Source organism: Nonomuraea sp. B208, from assembly GCF_057536035.1.
The window spans coordinates 224,346-241,581 of the sequence record NZ_BAAJOU010000027.1 but is presented as its reverse complement, the minus strand read 5'-3'; the positions used below and the strand labels follow the sequence as shown (position 1 = coordinate 241,581).

The following is a 17,236-nucleotide window of genomic DNA, read 5'->3' as shown; positions in this document are numbered from 1 at the left end:
GAGCTAACTAGCTTTTGAGAGTACACCATCATTTGTGTTGGCGATAAAATTGGTGCATGAGTGACAGCGGGCTACGCGAACGCAAGAAAGCCAAGACCCGGGAGGCGATCCTGCGCGAAGCGTTCAGGCTCTTCCGTGAGCGCGGCTACAACGCCACCACCGTCGAGCAGATCGCCGCGGCCGCCGAGATCTCCCCCGCGACCTTCTTCCGCTACTTTCCGACGAAGGAGCACCTGGTCGCGCTCGATCGCTTTCCGCCTCTCGTCGAGGCCCTGGCCGCTCAGCCGCCGGGCCCACCGGTCGCCGTGCTGCGCAGCGCATTCCGCACGGCGTTCGCCGCCCTGTCCGCCGAAGAGATCGCCGCGGGACACGCACGAGAGGTGTTCGCGGCCACCGTGCCCGAACTGCTAGTGGCCAACCTGCGCAAGAGTCCGGGCGTGATCCGCGAGGTCGGCGAAATCGTGGCGGACAAGGCCGGATGTGCCGCGGACGACCCGCGGATACGCAACGCCATCGGTGCTGTCGTCGGGGTCGTGGCCATGGTCTGGCTCCAATGGGCACAAGATCCCGCTATGGACGGACCCACCGAGATCGACGCGGCGCTGGCGCATCTGGAGTCCGGCCTGGGCCTATAGACCGACCACTCGGGTCCGCCGCGCTACACCCCGAGGCAGTTGGCTTGTCTGAGGTTATTTCTACTCCGCTGGAGGCAGGTCTCACCCAGACCCTCCCATATCTACCTCTGCTATGACGGCGGACGATCATCTACCTCCGCATGATCATCCGGAGATCGTTACCTCATATTCGCAATAACGTGCCCGTTCAGACCAACGGCTGCCGCGCAACCGGGATGGCTACCGCACAGCGATCACCGGCCGAGTCCCTTCTCCGACAGGCGCGGGAACTGGATCCCGACGATGGCGGCACCGCGACACTGCCGGCTGCGCTGTTGCTCTGGCAACTGCGCGAGATGCGAGCCTGTGACTCATACGACGGCGACTGGGTCGACGAGGTCGGCGACGAAGAGGAGGAACCCGAGGAGATCTGGGCGACGGCAATCCAAGCGCGACACAACGAGGCCGTACGGCTGCTGGAACACGTGTTGCGGGCTGATCCGACGAATGCGTCGGCCGCAGTCGGCTTGCTGGCGGTCCGTGAGGCGGACTGGACTTGCCGGCGCCCCGCCGTCGTGCTCGCCGATCGAGGCTATGACCACGACAAGAACCGCCGCCTGATCCGCGAACTGCAGATCCGGCCACTGATCGCCCGCCGCGGCACCGCACACGGCTCCGGCCTGGCCAAACACCGCTACGTCGCCGAGCGGACCCTCGCCCTGCTGTCGCTGATCGCTCCTTCATTTCGACGCCATCGAGGCTCTTCGGCTTGCGGGGCGGAGCGCTCACCTGGTCGAGGAGCTGGTTGGCAGTCCCCGGCAGCTTTCGTCCACCTCGGCTTTCACCTGTTGTGCGCAGACAGACAGCTATGGCAAAGCCAACCCATTGACCACTACCGACTCCAGCGGCAACATGCAGATCACCCACGACCCGCCTCAAATATCACTTCAGCCCCCATCGACAGGTTCATGAAAGCGGTACGCGGAGCATCGAAGGCATGCTGGGCTGCCTCGTTCGCTGTCGTTGGATTCGGGGGTGTCTTCGTGCAGGCTGTGGTGATCGTCGTGGTGGCGGTCTTCTTTCTCGGGATGGGGCTGTTCGGGTTGGCCGCACCCGCCGCGCTGATCAGACCGTTTCGGATAATCGCCGACTCGTCCGAGGCGCGCAATGAGGTTCGAGCGGTGTACGGCGGTTTCGGAGTCGCCGTCAGCGCACTGTTGCTGGTGGCGCTTGCCGATGCAGCTGGAATGCGCACGGGTGTGGTCATCACGGTCGCCGTGTCCCTGCTGGGCATGGCCTTGGGACGGTTGGTGGGGCGGGCGATCGAGCAGCCCGCAGCGTTCTATCCCGTCTGGTGCTACTTCTGGGTGGAGGTCACCGCCGGAGGCGCCTTGTTGGCCAGTGTCATATGACCCTTTCAGGTGACGGGTCCAGGCAGCGGATCGTCAGGTCCTGGGAGAGCAGAGCGCTGGGCGTGAGGCCGAACATGGCGTGGAACGCGGTGCTCAGGTGGGATGGGCTAGCGAAGAAGCCGTCTGCCGCAGCCCGGGTGAGATTGAAGCCCGCCGCCAGCGCCCGCCCGGCGCGATGCATCTGCGTCCACAGCCGGTAGCGGCGGTAGGAAGTACCCGTACCGTCCCTGAACAGCCTCAGGAACCGTGACTCCGACATCCCCAACTCGGCGGCCAGCAGCGCGGCCGGCATGGGCTGTTCGGCGTCGATGAGCCGCCGGGTCGCGGCCGTGATCCGCGGGTCGGCGTACGACGTCCTGGCGCGGCCGGTGGCCTTGGTGATCCAGGCAGTGACCTGCAGCGCAGGAGTGTGCGAAGACAGCTCCGCCGCCCCGGCGAGAAGGTCGTCCTCGTGCCGGTGCTCGACCAGGATCTTCGCCTCGCCGCCCGTGAAGCCGGTGCGGCATGCCTGATCGTCCGCCGAGCCGGGGTCGAGGTAGAGGAACACCATGCGGTCGCTGGACGCCGTGAGCTGGTGGCGTACTCGAGGAGCGACGAGCGCTGTGCGCGCCCGCAGTTCGCCACCAGGCATCAAGTGAACCGTGAAGGGCGCGTCCACGCCCACGGCCAGGCACGCGACCGCGCCGGAGTGCGGTCCCAGCCGCAGGGACGGCCCGGCGTACAGGGCGCGGCCCGGCCACAACCACACCGTGGCCCTGGCGGCACGACGGGTTGGTGAAAGCGCCGACATCACAGTCTCCTGCAGGCTGAACAGCAATCCGAGAACGTTGGAAGGAGAATACGGTGCGCTCCGCTGCCCGCATCATGGGGATGCTGCTGTTCGCCGCCGTGGGACTGCTCAACCTCGCGCCGGGACTCCTGGCACTGGCGCCTTCCCAGCTCGCCACCGCCTACGGAGTCGTGCACACCGACGCGACCAGCGAGCTCTTGCTGCGGCATCGCGCAGTCATGCTGGCGCTGCTCGGCGTCGCGCTCCTGGCGGCGGCCGCCGTACCAAACTGGCGCAGGCCGGTACTGGTCGTCGCCGTAATCGGTAAGACATCCTTCGTCATCCTGGTAGTGACCACCACGGGCGCACACCCGAAACTGACCTCGGTCGCGCTCGCGGACGTGGGGGCGCTGGCCACGCTGACGTTGGCCGCAGTCCTCACCCGCGCATGGACGGCCCACTCACTTCGGCCCGGCGATGCGGCGCCCTGAGCCGCACCGTGTGCCCCTCGTGGACGCCGCCGACGTCCTCCCCGGCCTGGCGCAGCCGCCGATCAAGCCGCGAACGCCACCGGAAACCAGGGCTCGTCTTGCGCAGTAGGGCCGTCGCCCGCCGGGCCTCCCCACTGATCGTGATGCCGACGGCGATGACGCTCGGAGTGATCAGAGCCAGCTTTCCGACGCGTTCTGCCTCGGTACCGTCACCCTGGCTGCGCTGGTCATCTGACTCCGGACCTGATCCAAGAAACAGCTCCTAGGCGCCGCTGTCGCACCAGATGGTCAGGTCGCCTGCTGGAGCAGGGCGGTCCGCTCGCTGCTGTGAACCGTTGCCTCGATGCGGTGCGTGGCAGCCGGCTCGTGTCGAAGCCGCCCGGTGACTTCGGAGGGGTTCAGTAAGGCGTAGTACGGCACGGCGCGCTCCCGAGTCAGTGCTGTGATCATGTGCGCACCTCCGGGGCAGCGCCCCCCACACGCATCGCCTCCTGGACGTCGTCCGGGTCCAGGACCGTGAGCGCACGTGCTGCCGTCCAGTTGGGGACGACGTTCGCCTTGGCCGCCTCGAGGTAGTCACTGACCAGGCGGACCAAGACGTCGCGCAGTGCGCCGGCAACGTCCAGGAGAGGAGAGGAGAGGAGCCGAGTGGACACGTTTGAACATGTCATCGGGGGCAGGGGGATCTTGTGACTGTCACGCTCGCGCTGGCGGGTGACACGATGCTCGGCCGTGGCGTCGCGGACCTGCTGGCCAAGTCCAGCGACCCGGACATGTACATCTCGGACGGCGTCCGAGGGTACCTGTCCGAGGCCGATGCCATACTGCTCAACCTCGAGTGCTGCATCTCCGATCGCGGCAGCCCGTGGTGCGCGCCTGGCAAGATCTTTCATTTCCGCGCCCCGCCGCAGGGCGTCGATCTCCTCGCCGAGCTCGGCGTCACCTGCGTCACGATGGCCAACAACCACGCGCTGGACTACGGCTACGACGCGCTGCTCGACACCTGTAGGCATCTCGAGCACATGGAGATCGACACGGCGGGTGCGGGCGCCACCCTGGACCAGGCGCGCGAGCCGGTCACCCTCGCTGTACGGGGGATGCGCATCGCCGTCATCTCCGTGACCGACCACCCGGAGGACTATGCGGCCACCTCCGACCAGCCCGGGGTCGCCTACGCCGACCTTCAATCCGGCGTCCCTGACTGGCTGACGGACACCGTGGCGAAGATGCGTGAGGAAACGGATGCCGTGCTGGTCAGCCCTCACTGGGGTCCCAACATGACGGCCGCGCCGCAGCCGTACATCCGCGCCGCGGCCACGATTCTGGCCGACGCCGGGGCGACGCTGATCGCCGGCCACTCCGCGCACATCGCGCACGGGGTCGCACCGCCGGTCCTGTACGACATGGGGGACTTCCTCGACGATTACATGGTGGACCCGGACCTGCGCAACGACCTGTCGCTGCTGTTCCTGGTGACCATCGACGAGCTCGGTCCCGTACGGCTGCGCGCCGTGCCGCTCAAACTCGACTACTGCCGCACCGTCCTGGCGGAAGGCCGGGAACGCGCCTGGCTCAGCCGGCGTTTCATCGACGCCTGCGAGACGTTCGGCACGGCTGCCACCACGGAGGACGGCCTGCTCATCGTGGATCTGCGGTCCAGGAAGGGAGGATGACCGCCTGAAGGAGGTTCAGTCGTGCATCGTGGTGTGTTCGCCGACCAGCGGGACGAACTGGGCCGGTGTGAGGGGGCGCAGCCGGGTCAACCGGCCCTGTCGCTTGGTGTAGAGCGTGACGATATCGGCCACCTCGCTCGTCATCGGCATGACGAGCCGGCCGCCCTCGGCCAGTTGTGAGGCCAGCGGCGGGGGCACCGAAGGAGCGGCGGCCGACACGATGACGGCCTCGTAGGGCGCATGGGCGGGCAGGCCGGCGGTGCCGTCGCCGACCAGCACCTCGACGTTGGTGACGCCGACCCCCGCGAGGTTGGCCTGGGCGTGTTCGGCCAGGTCGGGATGACGCTCCACGGAGTAGACCCGGCGGGCCAGCCGCGCCAGCAGGGCGGTCTGGTAGCCGTACCCGGTGCCGATCTCCAGGACGGTCTCCGTGCCCGAGAGCCGCAGAACGTCGATCATCTGGGCGATCAGGGACGGCTGCGAGGTCGGCTGCCCGTGGCCGATCGGGATCGGCTCGTCGAACTGGGCGCGCACAGCAGAACGCGGCGGGACGAACCGATCGCGCGGCGTGGCGGCGAAGGCGGCCAGCAGCCGGGGATCGGTCATCCCCATCCCCCGGATCACCTCCACCAGCGTGCGCATCGCCGGTCAGCTCTCGCCCTCGGACAGGCTCGTCACCGAGCCCTCCAGGAACACCTCGCTGATGGCCCGGACCGGCAGCGGAGCGCTGGACAGCACGACCAGCCTGCTCGAGGGGATGCTCGCCGGGTTGGGCAGCGTGTCGGTGATGATGAGCTGAGCCAGGCCGGCCTGCTCCAGCCGCTCGACCGCGTCATCGGAGAAGACCCCGTGCGTGGCGGCCGCGATGACCTGGGTGGCGCCGCGGTCGGTGAGGGCCTGGGGCGCCCGCACCAGGGTGCCTCCGGTGCCGATCACGTCGATGATCACGCGGGCCCGCCCGGCCACCACATGGTCAGCCGGTCCGTGTCCACGTGCCGGGTGACGTGCTCGGCGAGCAGGGGAAGGGCGTGCAGGTGGTCGACGGGGCCGTCGAAGGAGCCCTGGATCTGCGCGAGATCCGGGTACGCGACCGGAGAAGAGCATCAGCTTCTTCTCTCCGGCCTGCTTGATCCCCGTCACGGCCTCCCCTTTGCCGTTGGAGCGCCGTACATCGGCCCGCGATGTCAGTGCCTACCAGCGCGGCTACCCCAGCCCATCGGCCGCTAACAGCCCACCAAGCATGGTTGCGGGCGTGGCCCGCCCGGGTAGCCGCGGGCTGTTCGGAGGGGGTGGGTCTCCGTCGAATCCGAATGTGGATGATCGACGCCTGTACCAGCGAACGTGGTCGTGACCAGGCGAAGGTCATCGCCCCAGATCTCGCCAAGAGGATCGCCGGGCGAGCAGGTCACACGCTCGACGCGGACCTCACAGGGTCATGGGCCGCCGCGCTGATCCGGAAGGTGCTCGAGGGACGTCCCCCGAGATGCGCGCCCTGTATGAGGCTGTTGAGCGGGAGGTGCCGGTAACCTCTCCAGGATTTCTCGCCGCCGCCGAAAGGCCGCCGCGCTGTCTGACAAGACCCTGCACGCCGAATGGGCCGCGCGAGCCCTCCAACCGTCGGCCTTCTACCAGCCGCAGGCGAGGAACGACGCCGGTGAGCGACGCTGCCACCACCGGCGAAGCCTCGATCGAGGTCCAGCCGACCGCGGGGAGAAGCGGGGCGGTCGCGCGCGGCTAGCGCTTCGCCCTGCGGAGAGCGGCTCGGGCCCGGACCGCCATGGCCTCGTCGACCATCTCGCCCTCGAAGGTGATCGCGCCCGCTCCGCGTGCCTGAGCCTCGTCCACGGCGACGATCAGACGCTCGAAGCGGGCGATCTCCTCCGGGTTCGGCGAGAAGACGGCGTTGATGACGGCGACGTGGGAGGGATGGATGGCCATCATGCCTTCGTAACCGAGCGAGCGGTTCTGCTCGGCGAAGGCACGCAGCCCGTCGAGGTCGCCGATGGTGGTCCACAGGCCGGCGACGGGGCAGGGCACGCCCGCCGCCCGGACGTCCAGCAGCACGCGCGAGCGCAGGGCGAGGGTCTCGGTGCCGGACGGGCTCCACCGGTAGCCGACCGCGCGTTCGACGTCGCCGCCCCTGCCGGTGACCGCGCCCAGGTAGGCGACGCGCGGCGCCGCCCGGCCGATGTCGCGGGCGTCGTGGAGGGCGGCCGCGCTCTCCAGCAGCGGCACCAGGGCGAGGTGTCCGTCCGGCAGGCCGTGTTCTCGTTCGCACCAGCTCAGCAGCCGATCGGCGAGCCGCACGTCGTCCGGGCCGGCCACCTTCGGTACGACCACGCCGGTCAGGCGGGCGTGGGCGACGGCCCGCAACTCCTCGGCGGCCGCCCAGCTGTCGAGGGGGTTGATCCGGACGAACAGCGCCATGTCCCCGGTGTGAGCGGCGACGGCCGCCGCCACCTGTCGCCTGGCCGCGGGCTTGTCCTCCGCCGGGACGGCGTCCTCGAGATCGAGGATGGCGGCGTCCGCCCCTGCCGCTTCGGCCTTGGCCAGCCAGCCGGTGCGGGTGCCCGGGACGAAGAGCAGGGAACGCAAGGGGGGACGCTCAGATGACACCACGCTTCTCCAGATCCTCGACGTCCTCGCCGGTCAGGCCGAGCCATTCGCGGTAGACGAGGTCGTTGTCCTGCCCCAGGGCGGGCCCGGTCCGCCAGACCTGTCCGGGCTCGCGGCGGAAGTGGGGGAGGGCGGCCTGCATGCGGACCGGCCCCAGGTCGGGGTCGTCGATGGTGACGATGTCGCCGCGCTCGGCGTAGACGGGGTCGGCGGCGATGTCGGCGGCCGAGAAGATCCGGGAGGCCACCACCTCGGCCTCGGCGAACGCGCGCAGGCACTCCTCGGTGCCGCGCCCGGCGACCCAGGCCCGCAGCTCCTCGTCCAGTCGTTCACGTCCGGCGAGCTGCTGGGCCGTGGTGGCGAACTCGTCCTCCGGCAGGCCCAGCAGGCGGACCACGTTCAGCACGGAACGCAGCGTCGCGGACGTCACCGTGATCCAGTCGCCGTCGCGCGACCGGTAGGTGTTGATCACGGCGGCAGGAGCGACGGCGAGCTGGTTGCCGGACCTGCCGGGCGTCACGCCGAGCTGGTCATGGGCGATGACCTGCCACTCGACCAGCCGGAAGAGCGGCTCGAACAGGGCCAGGTCGATCCACTCGCCGTCGAAGCCGGGATCGTCGGAGCGCCGGTGCAGGGCGGCGAGCACGGCGTAGGCGCCCATCAAGCCGGTCACCGCGTCTCCGTGGGAGAACCCCGTGTGCACCGGCGGTCCGTCCGCAAAGCCGGTCAGGTGGACGACGCCGCTGCGAGCCTCGCCGACCTTTCCGAAGCCGGGCGCGTCGGCCAGCGACGACGTCGCACCGAACCCGGAGATCTGCAGCAGTACGGCCCGGGGGTTGAGCCGGTGCACGGCCTCCCAGTCGAGTTCCCAGGCACGCAACCGGGAGGCGCGCAGCGTGACGATCACGACGTCGGCCCAGGCCACGAGGCGGTGGGCGACACGCCGGCCGTCGGGGTCGTGCAGGTTCAGGGTGACGGAGCGCTTGTTGCGGCCGGCGACCTTGAACCACAGCGGCACCCCGTCACGGGTCGGTCCCATCGCGCGGGCGGCGTCGCCGGTCCCCGGCGGCTCCACATGGACGACATCCGCGCCCTGGTCGGCCAGGAGGGAACCGGCCAGCGGCCCGGCGACCACGTGGGCGAACTCCACCACCTTCAGTCCGCGCAACTGCCCGCGCTGTTCAAAGGCCACGCATGAACTCCTTCGTCCTGTTTGACGGAATTCATCGTGCCTTGCGCGAGAAATGCAGGTCTAGCAGAGATGCTGGATAAATTCATGCTGTTTCCGCATCACCAGGCGATCCAGGACGCGCCCGGTGGCACCTCGCGCCCGTCGACGCGTGCCTCCTCCAGCACCTCCAAGAACGCGGCGGCGGCGGGCGGCAGCGTCCGGCGGGCACGGACGACGACGTCCAGCCGCCGCTCGACCACGGGACCGACGAGGTCGCGCTGCACCACGCGCCCCGGCCCCAGCAGGGGCAGCACCAAGGCCGGCAGGGCCGACACGCCCAGCCCGGCGGCGACCAGGCCCCCCAGGGTCGCCACGTTGCTCGCCTCGGCGGCCGGTGCGGCAGTGGCGCCCGCCTGGGCGAAGGCCGCGTCGGTGAGCCTGCGGACGCTGGACTGCGGCCCCACCGCGAGAAAGGGTTCGGTGGCGAGATCCTCCCAGGTGAGCTCGTCGCGGTCGGCCAGCGGGTGGCTCTCGGGCAGCACGGCCCGGAACCGGTCGCGGATCAGCGGGCGGTGGTCGAGCCGGTCGGAGGCCGCGCCGATGGTGGTCACGGCGAAGTCGGCGTCGCCCGACAGCACCCTGCCGATGACGGCCCGTTCCAGGCCGTCCATGATGCGCACGGTCACCTCCGGCCGCTGCCGCCGGAACGCCGAGACCAGGCGGGGCAGCAGCACGGCGGCCACCGACGGCAGGGTGGCCATGGCCATCACGCCCGACTCGCCCGACAGATAACGCCGCAGCTCCTTCATGCCCGACCGGTGGGCGTCGACGATCTGCTCGGCGACGCGCAGCGTCTCCTCCCCGGCCGCGGTCAGCTGCACGTTGCGGGTGTCGCGTTCCAGCAGCCGCACGCCGAGGAGGCGCTCCAGATCGGCCACCGCCCGGCTCAGTGTCGACTGCGAGACCCGCAGCTGCGCGGCGGCGGCGGTGAAGCTGGCTTCCCTGGCTACGGCGAGATAGGCGGTCAGCTGCCGCAGAGTGGCGTCCACGCGCCAACTCTTGCGCAAATCGCATGGATAAATCCACCCCTGATCGTGGACGCGAAACACCGGCCCTCGGAAACTTGCCCGTAACCTCCCGCCCGCGAAAGGACCGCGATGATCGCACTCCTCGGCTTCCTCACCATCGGCGTGTTCCTGGTGCTGACCATGACCAGGAAGGTGTCGGTCCTCACCGCGCTGGTGCTCGTGCCGATCGTGGCGGCGCTCGCCGGCGGCTTCGGCAGCGAGGTGGGCAAGATGACCCTCGACGGGCTGATCAAGGTGGCCCCCACCGGCATCATGATCGCCTTCGCGGTTCTGTACTTCAGTTTGATGATCGAGACGGGCCTGTTCGATCCGCTGATCCGCGGGATACTGCGAGCGGCCAAGGACGACCCGCTGCGCATCGCCATGGGCACAGCGGTCATCACCATGTGCGTGGCTCTGGACGGCGACGGCGCCTCCACCTTCCTCATCACCGTCTCGGCCCTGCTGCCCGTCTACAAACGGCTCGGGATGAGCCCGCTGGTGCTCACCGGCGTCGTCGCGCTGGGCGCAGGTGTCATGAACATGGTCCCCTGGGGAGGCCCCACGGCGCGTGCCATGGCGGTGCTCAAGCTCGACAGCTCGCAGGTGTTCACGCCGGTCCTGCCCGCGATGGCAGCCGGCATCGCTTGGGTGCTGGTGGCCTCGTACCTGATCGGACGCAGGGAACGGAGCCGGCTGGGCACGGTGTCGCTGCCCGAGCAGCCGCAGGTCGTCGGCGACGGGCCCGGGACGCCGCTCGCGCCGCCGCGGCGTCATCCGGCTCTGACCGCCTTCAACCTGGTGCTGACCCTCGTCCTGCTGGTCGCGCTGGTGCTGCAGTTGATGCCGCTGCCGGTGCTGTTCGTCGTCGGCTTCGCCATCGCGCTGGTGGTCAATCACCCCACCTGGGACGAACAGCAGGAACTGCTGGAGAAGCACGGCAAGAGCGTGGTGCTGGTCACCACGATGATCTTCGCGGCGGGCGTGTTCACGGGCATCCTCACCGGCACCAAGATGATCAACCAGATGGCCGCCACCTTCGTCGACGTCATCCCGGATTCCCTCGGCGGGCATCTGCCGGTGCTGGTGGCGATCACCAGCATGCCGCTCAGCCTGGTCTTCACCCCTGACGCCTACTACTTCGGCGTGCTGCCCGTACTGGCACAGACCGCGGGAGGATTCGGCATCGAGTCGGCCGAGATCGCGCGCGCCGCCATCCTCGGCCAGATGACCACCGGCTTCCCCCTCAGTCCGCTCACCGCGGCCACGTTCATCCTCGTCGGCATGAGCGGCGTGCAACTCGGGCAGCACCAGCGCTTCATCTTCGGCTGGGCGTTCGCCACCACCGCCGTCATGACCGTCGTCGCGCTGCTGACCGGCGCCATCTCACTCTGAGGAGCACTCCATGACATGCGCACGCACGCTCGCCGCGCTGTCCGCCGCCGCGCTGATATCGCCGTTCCTGGCGTCAGCGCCGGCCGCCGCCGGCACCGACCCCTTCCTCTCCTACGACAGGCCCGCCACGTACGAGGTCCGCACCGAACGGGTGCCCGTCCCGCTCCGCGACGGCTCCCACCTGGCCTGCGACCTGCACCGCCCCGCCGCCGAGGGCCGCTTTCCCGCCATCGTCCACGACTACACCGCCTACGACGATCTCGACAACCTCGCCCTGGCCGCGGCCTACTTCGTCGCCCGCGGCTACAACGTCGCCGCCTGTAACGCCCGCGGCTCCGGCGATTCTCCCGGCCATCTCGACCCCTTCAGCGGCCAGGAGCAGCGCGACAACTACGACCTCATCGAATGGCTGGCCGTCCAGCCCTGGTCCACCGGCAAGGTCGGACAGATGGGCGTCAGCTACGGCGCCCACGCATCCCTGCTCGTCGCCGTCAACAAGCCTCCCCACCTGACGGCGATCATTCCGATCGAAGGAATCAGCGACTGGTACGAGAACACCATCTACCGGGGCGGCATCTACTCGGCCAGAATCCGCGACTGGCAGCGCTCCACCGCTCCCGACACGTTGACGACCTACGCCCGGCATCCGCTGTATGACGACTTCTGGCGCGAGCGCAGCGTCAAGGCCCGCTGGAAGAACTTGGACATCCCGGTCCTGGAGATCGCCGGCTGGTACGACCGCTACCGCCAGGGCATGATGGAGAACTTCCAGGCCCGCCCGCGCAACGTCTGGCTGGTGGCCGGGCCGTGGCAGCACGGCCTGCCCTACGGCCAGCCCGCCGACATCGGCTTCGGGCCGTACCTGGCCTGGTGGGACCGCTGGCTCGGCGGACGCCGGGACGCTCCGCTGCCCACCGCCAAGGTCACCTCCTACGAGATCCCCAGCCCCGGCGCCGGGACCGGCTGGAAGCGGTTCTCCACCTGGCCGCCGCGCGGCGCCCGGCAGGAGCGGCTCAGCCTCGCCGCCGACGGCACGCTGAGCAGCAGCCCATCGGCCGCCACCACCCGCGGCTTCACGGTCAACACCGAGACCACGCCGGCCTCCCCGTACGAGAAACTCACCTTCCAGACCCGGCCCCGCCAGGGCGACCTGGTCCTGGCGGGCGAGGTCACCGCGAAGGTACGAGCGGCGTTCACCGCCACCGACGGCAACATCGCCGTCATCGTCGAGGACGTCGCCCCCGACGGCACCTCGAATCGCATCACCCAGGGCTGGCTCAAGGCCAGCCACCGCTTCGGCCACGACCGCGCGGTCCCCGTGCGCCCCGGCACGGTCTATGACCTCGACATCCGCACCTGGCCGACGCACTACCGACTGAGCGCCGGGCACAGCCTGCGCGTCACCATCAGTAGCGACGACCACCCGGAGATCGACTCCGACGCCCCCGCAGGGCAGGTCAGCCTCCGTCTCGGGCGCGGCGGCACTGAGATCCGCCTGACCACGTACGAGGACAACCGCTAGGACTCCAGCCGCACGCAGCCGTTGAGGAGGCGTTGTTGTCGCTGGTGATGGCAACGGCGGGCACGGGCTTGTGCCCCCTGTGTGGCGAACGGGGGCCGGTTGCCGGGCGGCGAGGAAGGCCGGATGGGGGCGTCGGGCAAGGCCACACCGCTCGCGAAACGCTACGACCGGGATGGTCCGCGGGCCGATACCGGGCCTGGTGCCGTCCTCGTCATGGTGCGGCGGGAGGCCGATGGTCAGCGGGTGGCTCGGGCAGTAGGGGCGCGACGGTGGGGATGCGGAGTCGTTCGACGGCGTCGCGGGCTTCTTCGTCGGGGCGTACGTCGTAGCCGAGGGTGGTGCTGGGGCTGGCGTGGCCGGCCAGGCGGGCGGTCATGATCGCGTCAGCCTGCGGCAGGAGGTTGGAGATGAAGGTGCGGCGCAGGTCATGGGGCCGGACCGGGGTGGTGGCGGCCTGTTCGGTGCGTTTGGCGAGGATGTCGCGTACGGCCTGGGGGTTCATCTGCCAGGGGCGGCCGTCGGGGGTGGTGCGTACGGTGCCGCCGCGGGTCAGGCGCGGGAACAGCGGCCCGCGGTGGGTGCCGCGGCGGGCGAGCCAGGCCTCCAGGCGGCGGGCGGCGAAGGTGTTGACCGGGATGCGGCGTTGTTTGTCGCCCTTGCCGATGACGGTGAGCATGCGCCGGGCCCGGTCGTAGTCGGCGTACTGCAGGGCGACCAGCTCGGCGCGGCGCAGGCCGCACGCGTCCAGCACGGCGATGACGGCCGCGTCGCGCAGCCCGGCGCCGGTGACGACGCCGGCGGGTGAGAGGTCGGCGTCGCAGGCGGCGATGAGCGCGCCGATGACGGTGTCCGGGACGTGCTGGCCGGCCGGCTCGCGGTGGCCGGTGAACGGGGCCAGGGCGACGGCCCGCTGATGGTCGTCGGTGCTGAGCAGGCCGAGTTTCCACGCCTCCTTGAGTACGCCGCGCAACGCGGCCAGGTGTTTGTTGCGGTAGGCGGGCGACCAGTCCATCTGGTCGATCTGCTCACGGATCCAGGCGGTGTGCTCGTAGCGCAGGTGGTGCCAGGGCTGACCCTGGCCGCTGACGGTGGCGTCGTCGAGCGGGTCGCCGGTCAGCATGCGGGTGATGTGGTCCAGGCAGATCCGCATGGCGCGGCGGGAGTCGGCGCTGCCCAGCCGCCCCAGGTAGAGCAGATAGGGGTCGCGGGCGGGCGCGACCACAGCCACGGCGGCCGGCGCCAATCCGGCGGCGGAGGTGGGGAAGGCGGCCGTGGGAAGCGGGCGGGATCCCTGCCCAGGGGTCAGCTCGGAGTCGATCACGGAAGCCACCCTAGCAGAGTTGATCTTTGAGAACTCCACTTCTCAGTGATCATAAAGAAAACACATGTGCGATATGCGGATCAGTCAATCTCTGCGCATGTGATGATGCTAAATTGCATCCGTGAAGGAGATCAGCTTCGACGCCGGCGGATCGAGTGGCACTCCCCTGGGTCAGGACCAAGCCGACGCATTGCCCGCTCTGCCGCCCACATCGCCGGGCGGACTGGACGAGGTCCCGCCACCCTCGGCAAGCCCGAGCGGGGAGGAGCCGCCCCGCGGCGGCCGGGGTCACACCCGCGAGTGTCTGGCCCGGGTCACCGACGATGTCCTGCGCCAGTGCGCCCGGCCCGGCTGCGGCCGCGCCAAGCCCGAGCGCGAGCCCGGCAAGGGCGGCCGCCCCAGCAAGTACTGCTGCAAGCTGTGCGCCAACGAGGCCAGCCGCGCCGCCGACAGTGCTCCCGCCGCGGTGGCCACGCACACCGCCGTCAGCGCCTTCGCCGCCGAGGCCGGCCAGATCCGCGCCGCTCTGCACCAGCGCGACGCCCGGCTGGCCGCAGAACGCGAGGACCTGCACCGGCTGGACGAGCGCCTCACGCAGGTCTGGGACGCTGTCGCCACCCAGCTCGGCCAGGCCGAGACGAGCGTGCAGCAGGCCGAGCAGGACGCCGAACAGGCCCGGACCTCCATGCGTGCCGCCCTGGCAGCGCAGCGCACAGCCGAACAGGAACGCGACGCCGCCCTGCGCGCCCAGCAGGAGGCCCTGCACGCCCAGCGCGAGGCCGAGCAGCACCGCGACCGCATCCACGGCGAGGCCCGTGCCAACGCCGAACGCCTCGGCGTGCAGATCGGCCGACTCACCGCCCAACTGCACGACGAGCAGGCCCTGACCGGACGCCAAGCCGAGCAGCTTCGCACGCTGGAGGGCGAGGTGTCCCGCGTCACGGACCTGGCCGAACAACGCGCCGCCGCCCTGGCCGAGCGCGACCGTCAGCTCTCCCAGGCCCACGCCGAGACCCGCCGCCTGACCGAGCACCTCGAACAGGCCACCGCGCACCTGACCGCCACCCGGCAGCAGCTCGACCAGGCCACCGCGAACGCCGAGCAGGCCCGCGCCGAAACCCGCGCGGTCCGCGACGACCTGGCCGAACGGCAACGCCGCTTCGACGAGGACCGCGACCGGCTCCAGGCCCAACGCGACCAGGCCCGGCTGGCCCAGGCCACGGCAGAAACCCGGCTGGAGATGGCCGACCGCGAGCTGCAGACCCTACGCCGCCAGCTCGCCGCTGCGCAGGCGGCCACCGGCCTGGTGGTGCCGCCCCTCGCCGACGTCGATGGCCGGCCCGGCGTACGCCTGCCTGCCGGAGGCTTTCACGCCGTCACCCTCCAGGACGGCGTCGTGATGCTGCACCACGACGACAGCGTCACTCCCCTCGCCGACGTACTCCAGTCGCCGGCACAGGCCCGAGCACTGAGCGCTGCCCTCCTGGCCGTCACCGCCCCGTCATCCGATTGAAGGCGCGGCAAGGCCGTGCCTTCAAGATGCAACCGCCGCTCCCCCGATCGCCTGGCCACCGCGCCACTTCGTGAAACGAAAGGGCATCCCCAGGTGAGCACCGACAAGCGACCCGACACATCCGACGGCGACAGCCCACCGGAAGGCCACCGGAAGGCCACCGCAGCCAGACGGTGCACGGCGACTGGCCGAACGTGCCGTCCTCGCCGACGCCGCGCTCGCAACACAAGGGCAGGCCCCGTCACCGTGATGCGTGCCCGTCGACATCGTCCCGCTGCCGTAGGTTCTCCGCCCGGCCGACCGGGGCTGCCGTAGGCCCTCCTTCGCCTCGCGGCCATGCACAGCAAAGTCTCTGTCGTGCTGTCCTGTGCCTGGCCGGCTCTCGTTCCGGGCTGGGATGAGTTCTGTCGGGACGCCCGGCACCGTTCCTCGCTCGGACACGAGGAGCACCTCGCGCGTGGTGGTTGTTGCCCGGACGAGCCCGGGTGCGTTCGCCGGTCGCCGCCGTCGTCAAGGAGCTCCTGGCCGCGCCGACGGTCGCCCCGCCCGAGGTCCAGGAGTTGCGCGCGGAGACCAGCCGGCGGTCGACCGCCGGGCAGGACGTGCCAGAGACGTCAGCCGAAGACGCGGTCGCGGGCCAGGTCCAGGGCGGTCAGCACGGCGCCCTGCAGCACCGCGTTGCCCGTGACCGTGCTGGCCCGGACCTCCGTGGGCGCCGGGGCCAGGGCGCGCAGGTGGTCGGCCACCAGCTCGGCCAGTTCGTCCCCACCCTCATGCCCCGTCGTCCCGCCGAGGACGACGAGCCCGGGGTCAAGGAGGGTGGCGAAGGCGAAGGCGCCCTGGGCGATCCGCCGAGCCAGCTCGTCCCGGTCGAATCTCCGTATGGACTCGGCGTTCAACAGCTCGCAGAACGCCACACCCCCGACCTCCAGGAACCCGATCTCCCCCGCCCCGCCCGACGCCCCCCGGCGCAGCCGGCCCTCGAGCACGACCGCCGCTCCCACCCCGTCGTCCAGCCAGAGGAGCACGAAGTCCTCGCTCCCGGCGGCGGCTCCCGTGCGGAGCTCGGCGATGGCGGCCAGGTTGACCTCGTTCTCCAGGATCACGGGCACGCCCAGGCGCTCGCGTACGGATCCCATCGTGCCGCGCCGCCACCCGGGCACGTCGTTGGGCGACACCAGTTCCCCGTCACGCGGATCAACCAGCCCCGGCGCCCCGACCACGACCGTGTCCAGCGCGCGCCGCCCCACCGCGCCCCCTACCACCTTCGCGATGAGGGTCGCCAGGTCGGCTCTCGCGCCGATCGTCGTACTCGCCTCGCTGACCACTCGTCCGGTGATGTCGGCGACCGTGACGTTGACGGCGTCGCGCCGTACGTCCACCCCGGCCACGTGGGCTCGGTCCGCCACCAGCCCGTACAGGCGCGCGTTCGGGCCTCGCCGGTCCTCGCCGCTCTCGCCCGTGACCTCGACGAGGCCGCCCGTCATGAGCCGTTCGATCAGGTCGGACACGGTGGGCCTGGACAACCCGGTCAGCGTGCGGAGCTGGGGCGCGGTCAGCGGCCCGTGTTCCAGCAGCAGGTCGAGGGCCAGCCGGTCGTTGATCGCTCGGGCCAGGGCAGGGGTGGCGGTCTTCACGGTCCTCATAATAATCAGGGACCCTTCCTAAAACC

The 17,236-nt window shown here is 70.3% G+C and carries 16 protein-coding genes and 1 pseudogene; 8 read left to right on the top strand and 9 right to left on the bottom strand.

What is annotated here, in order from left to right; all coding sequences use genetic code 11:
* Positions 1-56: 56 nt before the first annotated feature.
* From AC27IY_RS32725 to AC27IY_RS32715, 3 genes and pseudogenes are all read left to right on the top strand, one after another.
* On the top strand, positions 57-635 hold the full coding sequence (locus AC27IY_RS32725) for a TetR family transcriptional regulator (protein WP_487180282.1): 579 nt from the start codon (positions 57-59) through the stop codon (positions 633-635).
* A gap of 539 nt (positions 636-1,174) precedes the next feature.
* Positions 1,175-1,339 (top strand): annotated as a pseudogene (locus AC27IY_RS32720) (IS5/IS1182 family transposase); the annotation flags it as partial.
* Positions 1,340-1,582: 243 nt separating this feature from the next.
* Positions 1,583-2,026 (top strand): DUF4345 family protein, encoded by a 444-nt coding sequence (locus AC27IY_RS32715; RefSeq protein ID WP_423476335.1) that lies wholly within the window; start codon positions 1,583-1,585, stop codon positions 2,024-2,026.
* On the opposite strand, the gene AC27IY_RS32710 is transcribed toward AC27IY_RS32715, so the two are convergent.
* A complete protein-coding gene (locus AC27IY_RS32710) occupies positions 2,019-2,816 on the bottom strand; it encodes a helix-turn-helix transcriptional regulator (protein WP_487180281.1) in 798 nt (265 codons plus the stop codon). The genes AC27IY_RS32715 and AC27IY_RS32710 overlap by 8 nt on opposite strands.
* A gap of 53 nt (positions 2,817-2,869) precedes the next feature.
* Between AC27IY_RS32710 and AC27IY_RS32705 the strand changes: the two genes are divergently transcribed.
* Positions 2,870-3,286, top strand: coding sequence for a hypothetical protein (locus tag AC27IY_RS32705; protein WP_423450218.1), 417 nt, complete (start codon positions 2,870-2,872; stop codon positions 3,284-3,286).
* Between the two features lie 288 nt (positions 3,287-3,574).
* Here AC27IY_RS32705 and AC27IY_RS32700 read toward each other — a convergent pair whose 3' ends face one another.
* Entirely contained in the window at positions 3,575-3,736 is a 162-nt protein-coding gene (locus AC27IY_RS32700; protein ID WP_487180280.1) for a hypothetical protein, read from the bottom strand.
* Between the two features lie 239 nt (positions 3,737-3,975).
* Between AC27IY_RS32700 and AC27IY_RS32695 the strand changes: the two genes are divergently transcribed.
* Positions 3,976-4,959 carry a CapA family protein gene (locus AC27IY_RS32695; protein ID WP_487180279.1) on the top strand — a complete coding sequence of 328 codons (984 nt, stop codon included), beginning with the start codon at positions 3,976-3,978 and terminating at the stop codon, positions 4,957-4,959.
* Positions 4,960-4,974: 15 nt separating this feature from the next.
* On the opposite strand, the gene AC27IY_RS32690 is transcribed toward AC27IY_RS32695, so the two are convergent.
* From AC27IY_RS32690 to AC27IY_RS32670, 5 genes are all read right to left on the bottom strand, one after another.
* Complete coding sequence (locus tag AC27IY_RS32690; RefSeq protein WP_487180278.1) at positions 4,975-5,601, bottom strand: protein-L-isoaspartate(D-aspartate) O-methyltransferase; 627 nt, start codon at positions 5,599-5,601, stop codon at positions 4,975-4,977.
* 6 nt (positions 5,602-5,607) lie between these two features.
* The gene (locus AC27IY_RS32685) at positions 5,608-6,063 is read right to left on the bottom strand and encodes a hypothetical protein (protein WP_487180781.1); all 456 of its coding nucleotides are present in this window, start codon (positions 6,061-6,063) and stop codon (positions 5,608-5,610) included.
* Positions 6,064-6,693: 630 nt separating this feature from the next.
* The gene (locus AC27IY_RS32680; RefSeq protein WP_423450208.1) at positions 6,694-7,554 is read right to left on the bottom strand and encodes an HpcH/HpaI aldolase/citrate lyase family protein; all 861 of its coding nucleotides are present in this window, start codon (positions 7,552-7,554) and stop codon (positions 6,694-6,696) included.
* A 10-nt stretch (positions 7,555-7,564) separates the two neighbouring features.
* On the bottom strand, positions 7,565-8,767 hold the full coding sequence (locus AC27IY_RS32675) for a CaiB/BaiF CoA transferase family protein (RefSeq protein WP_435408391.1): 1,203 nt from the start codon (positions 8,765-8,767) through the stop codon (positions 7,565-7,567).
* A gap of 98 nt (positions 8,768-8,865) precedes the next feature.
* A complete protein-coding gene (locus AC27IY_RS32670; protein ID WP_487180277.1) occupies positions 8,866-9,795 on the bottom strand; it encodes a LysR substrate-binding domain-containing protein in 930 nt (309 codons plus the stop codon).
* A gap of 108 nt (positions 9,796-9,903) precedes the next feature.
* On the opposite strand from AC27IY_RS32670, the gene AC27IY_RS32665 reads away from it, so the two are divergent.
* Together AC27IY_RS32665 and AC27IY_RS32660 are read left to right on the top strand one after the other, a co-directional pair.
* Positions 9,904-11,208, top strand: coding sequence for a CitMHS family transporter (locus tag AC27IY_RS32665; RefSeq protein ID WP_423475727.1), 1,305 nt, complete (start codon positions 9,904-9,906; stop codon positions 11,206-11,208).
* A 10-nt stretch (positions 11,209-11,218) separates the two neighbouring features.
* Positions 11,219-12,730, top strand: coding sequence for a CocE/NonD family hydrolase (locus AC27IY_RS32660; protein ID WP_487180276.1), 1,512 nt, complete (start codon positions 11,219-11,221; stop codon positions 12,728-12,730).
* Positions 12,731-12,941: 211 nt separating this feature from the next.
* Here the strand turns inward: AC27IY_RS32660 and AC27IY_RS32655 are convergent, their stop codons facing one another.
* Positions 12,942-14,051, bottom strand: coding sequence for a tyrosine-type recombinase/integrase (locus AC27IY_RS32655; protein ID WP_487180275.1), 1,110 nt, complete (start codon positions 14,049-14,051; stop codon positions 12,942-12,944).
* 121 nt (positions 14,052-14,172) lie between these two features.
* Here AC27IY_RS32655 and AC27IY_RS32650 point away from each other — a divergent pair, with 121 nt between their 5' ends.
* Positions 14,173-15,564 carry a hypothetical protein gene (locus tag AC27IY_RS32650; RefSeq protein ID WP_487180274.1) on the top strand — a complete coding sequence of 464 codons (1,392 nt, stop codon included), beginning with the start codon at positions 14,173-14,175 and terminating at the stop codon, positions 15,562-15,564.
* Between the two features lie 614 nt (positions 15,565-16,178).
* Here AC27IY_RS32650 and AC27IY_RS32645 read toward each other — a convergent pair.
* The gene (locus AC27IY_RS32645) at positions 16,179-17,201 is read right to left on the bottom strand and encodes an ROK family transcriptional regulator (RefSeq protein WP_487180273.1); all 1,023 of its coding nucleotides are present in this window, start codon (positions 17,199-17,201) and stop codon (positions 16,179-16,181) included.
* Positions 17,202-17,236 lie beyond the last annotated feature (35 nt).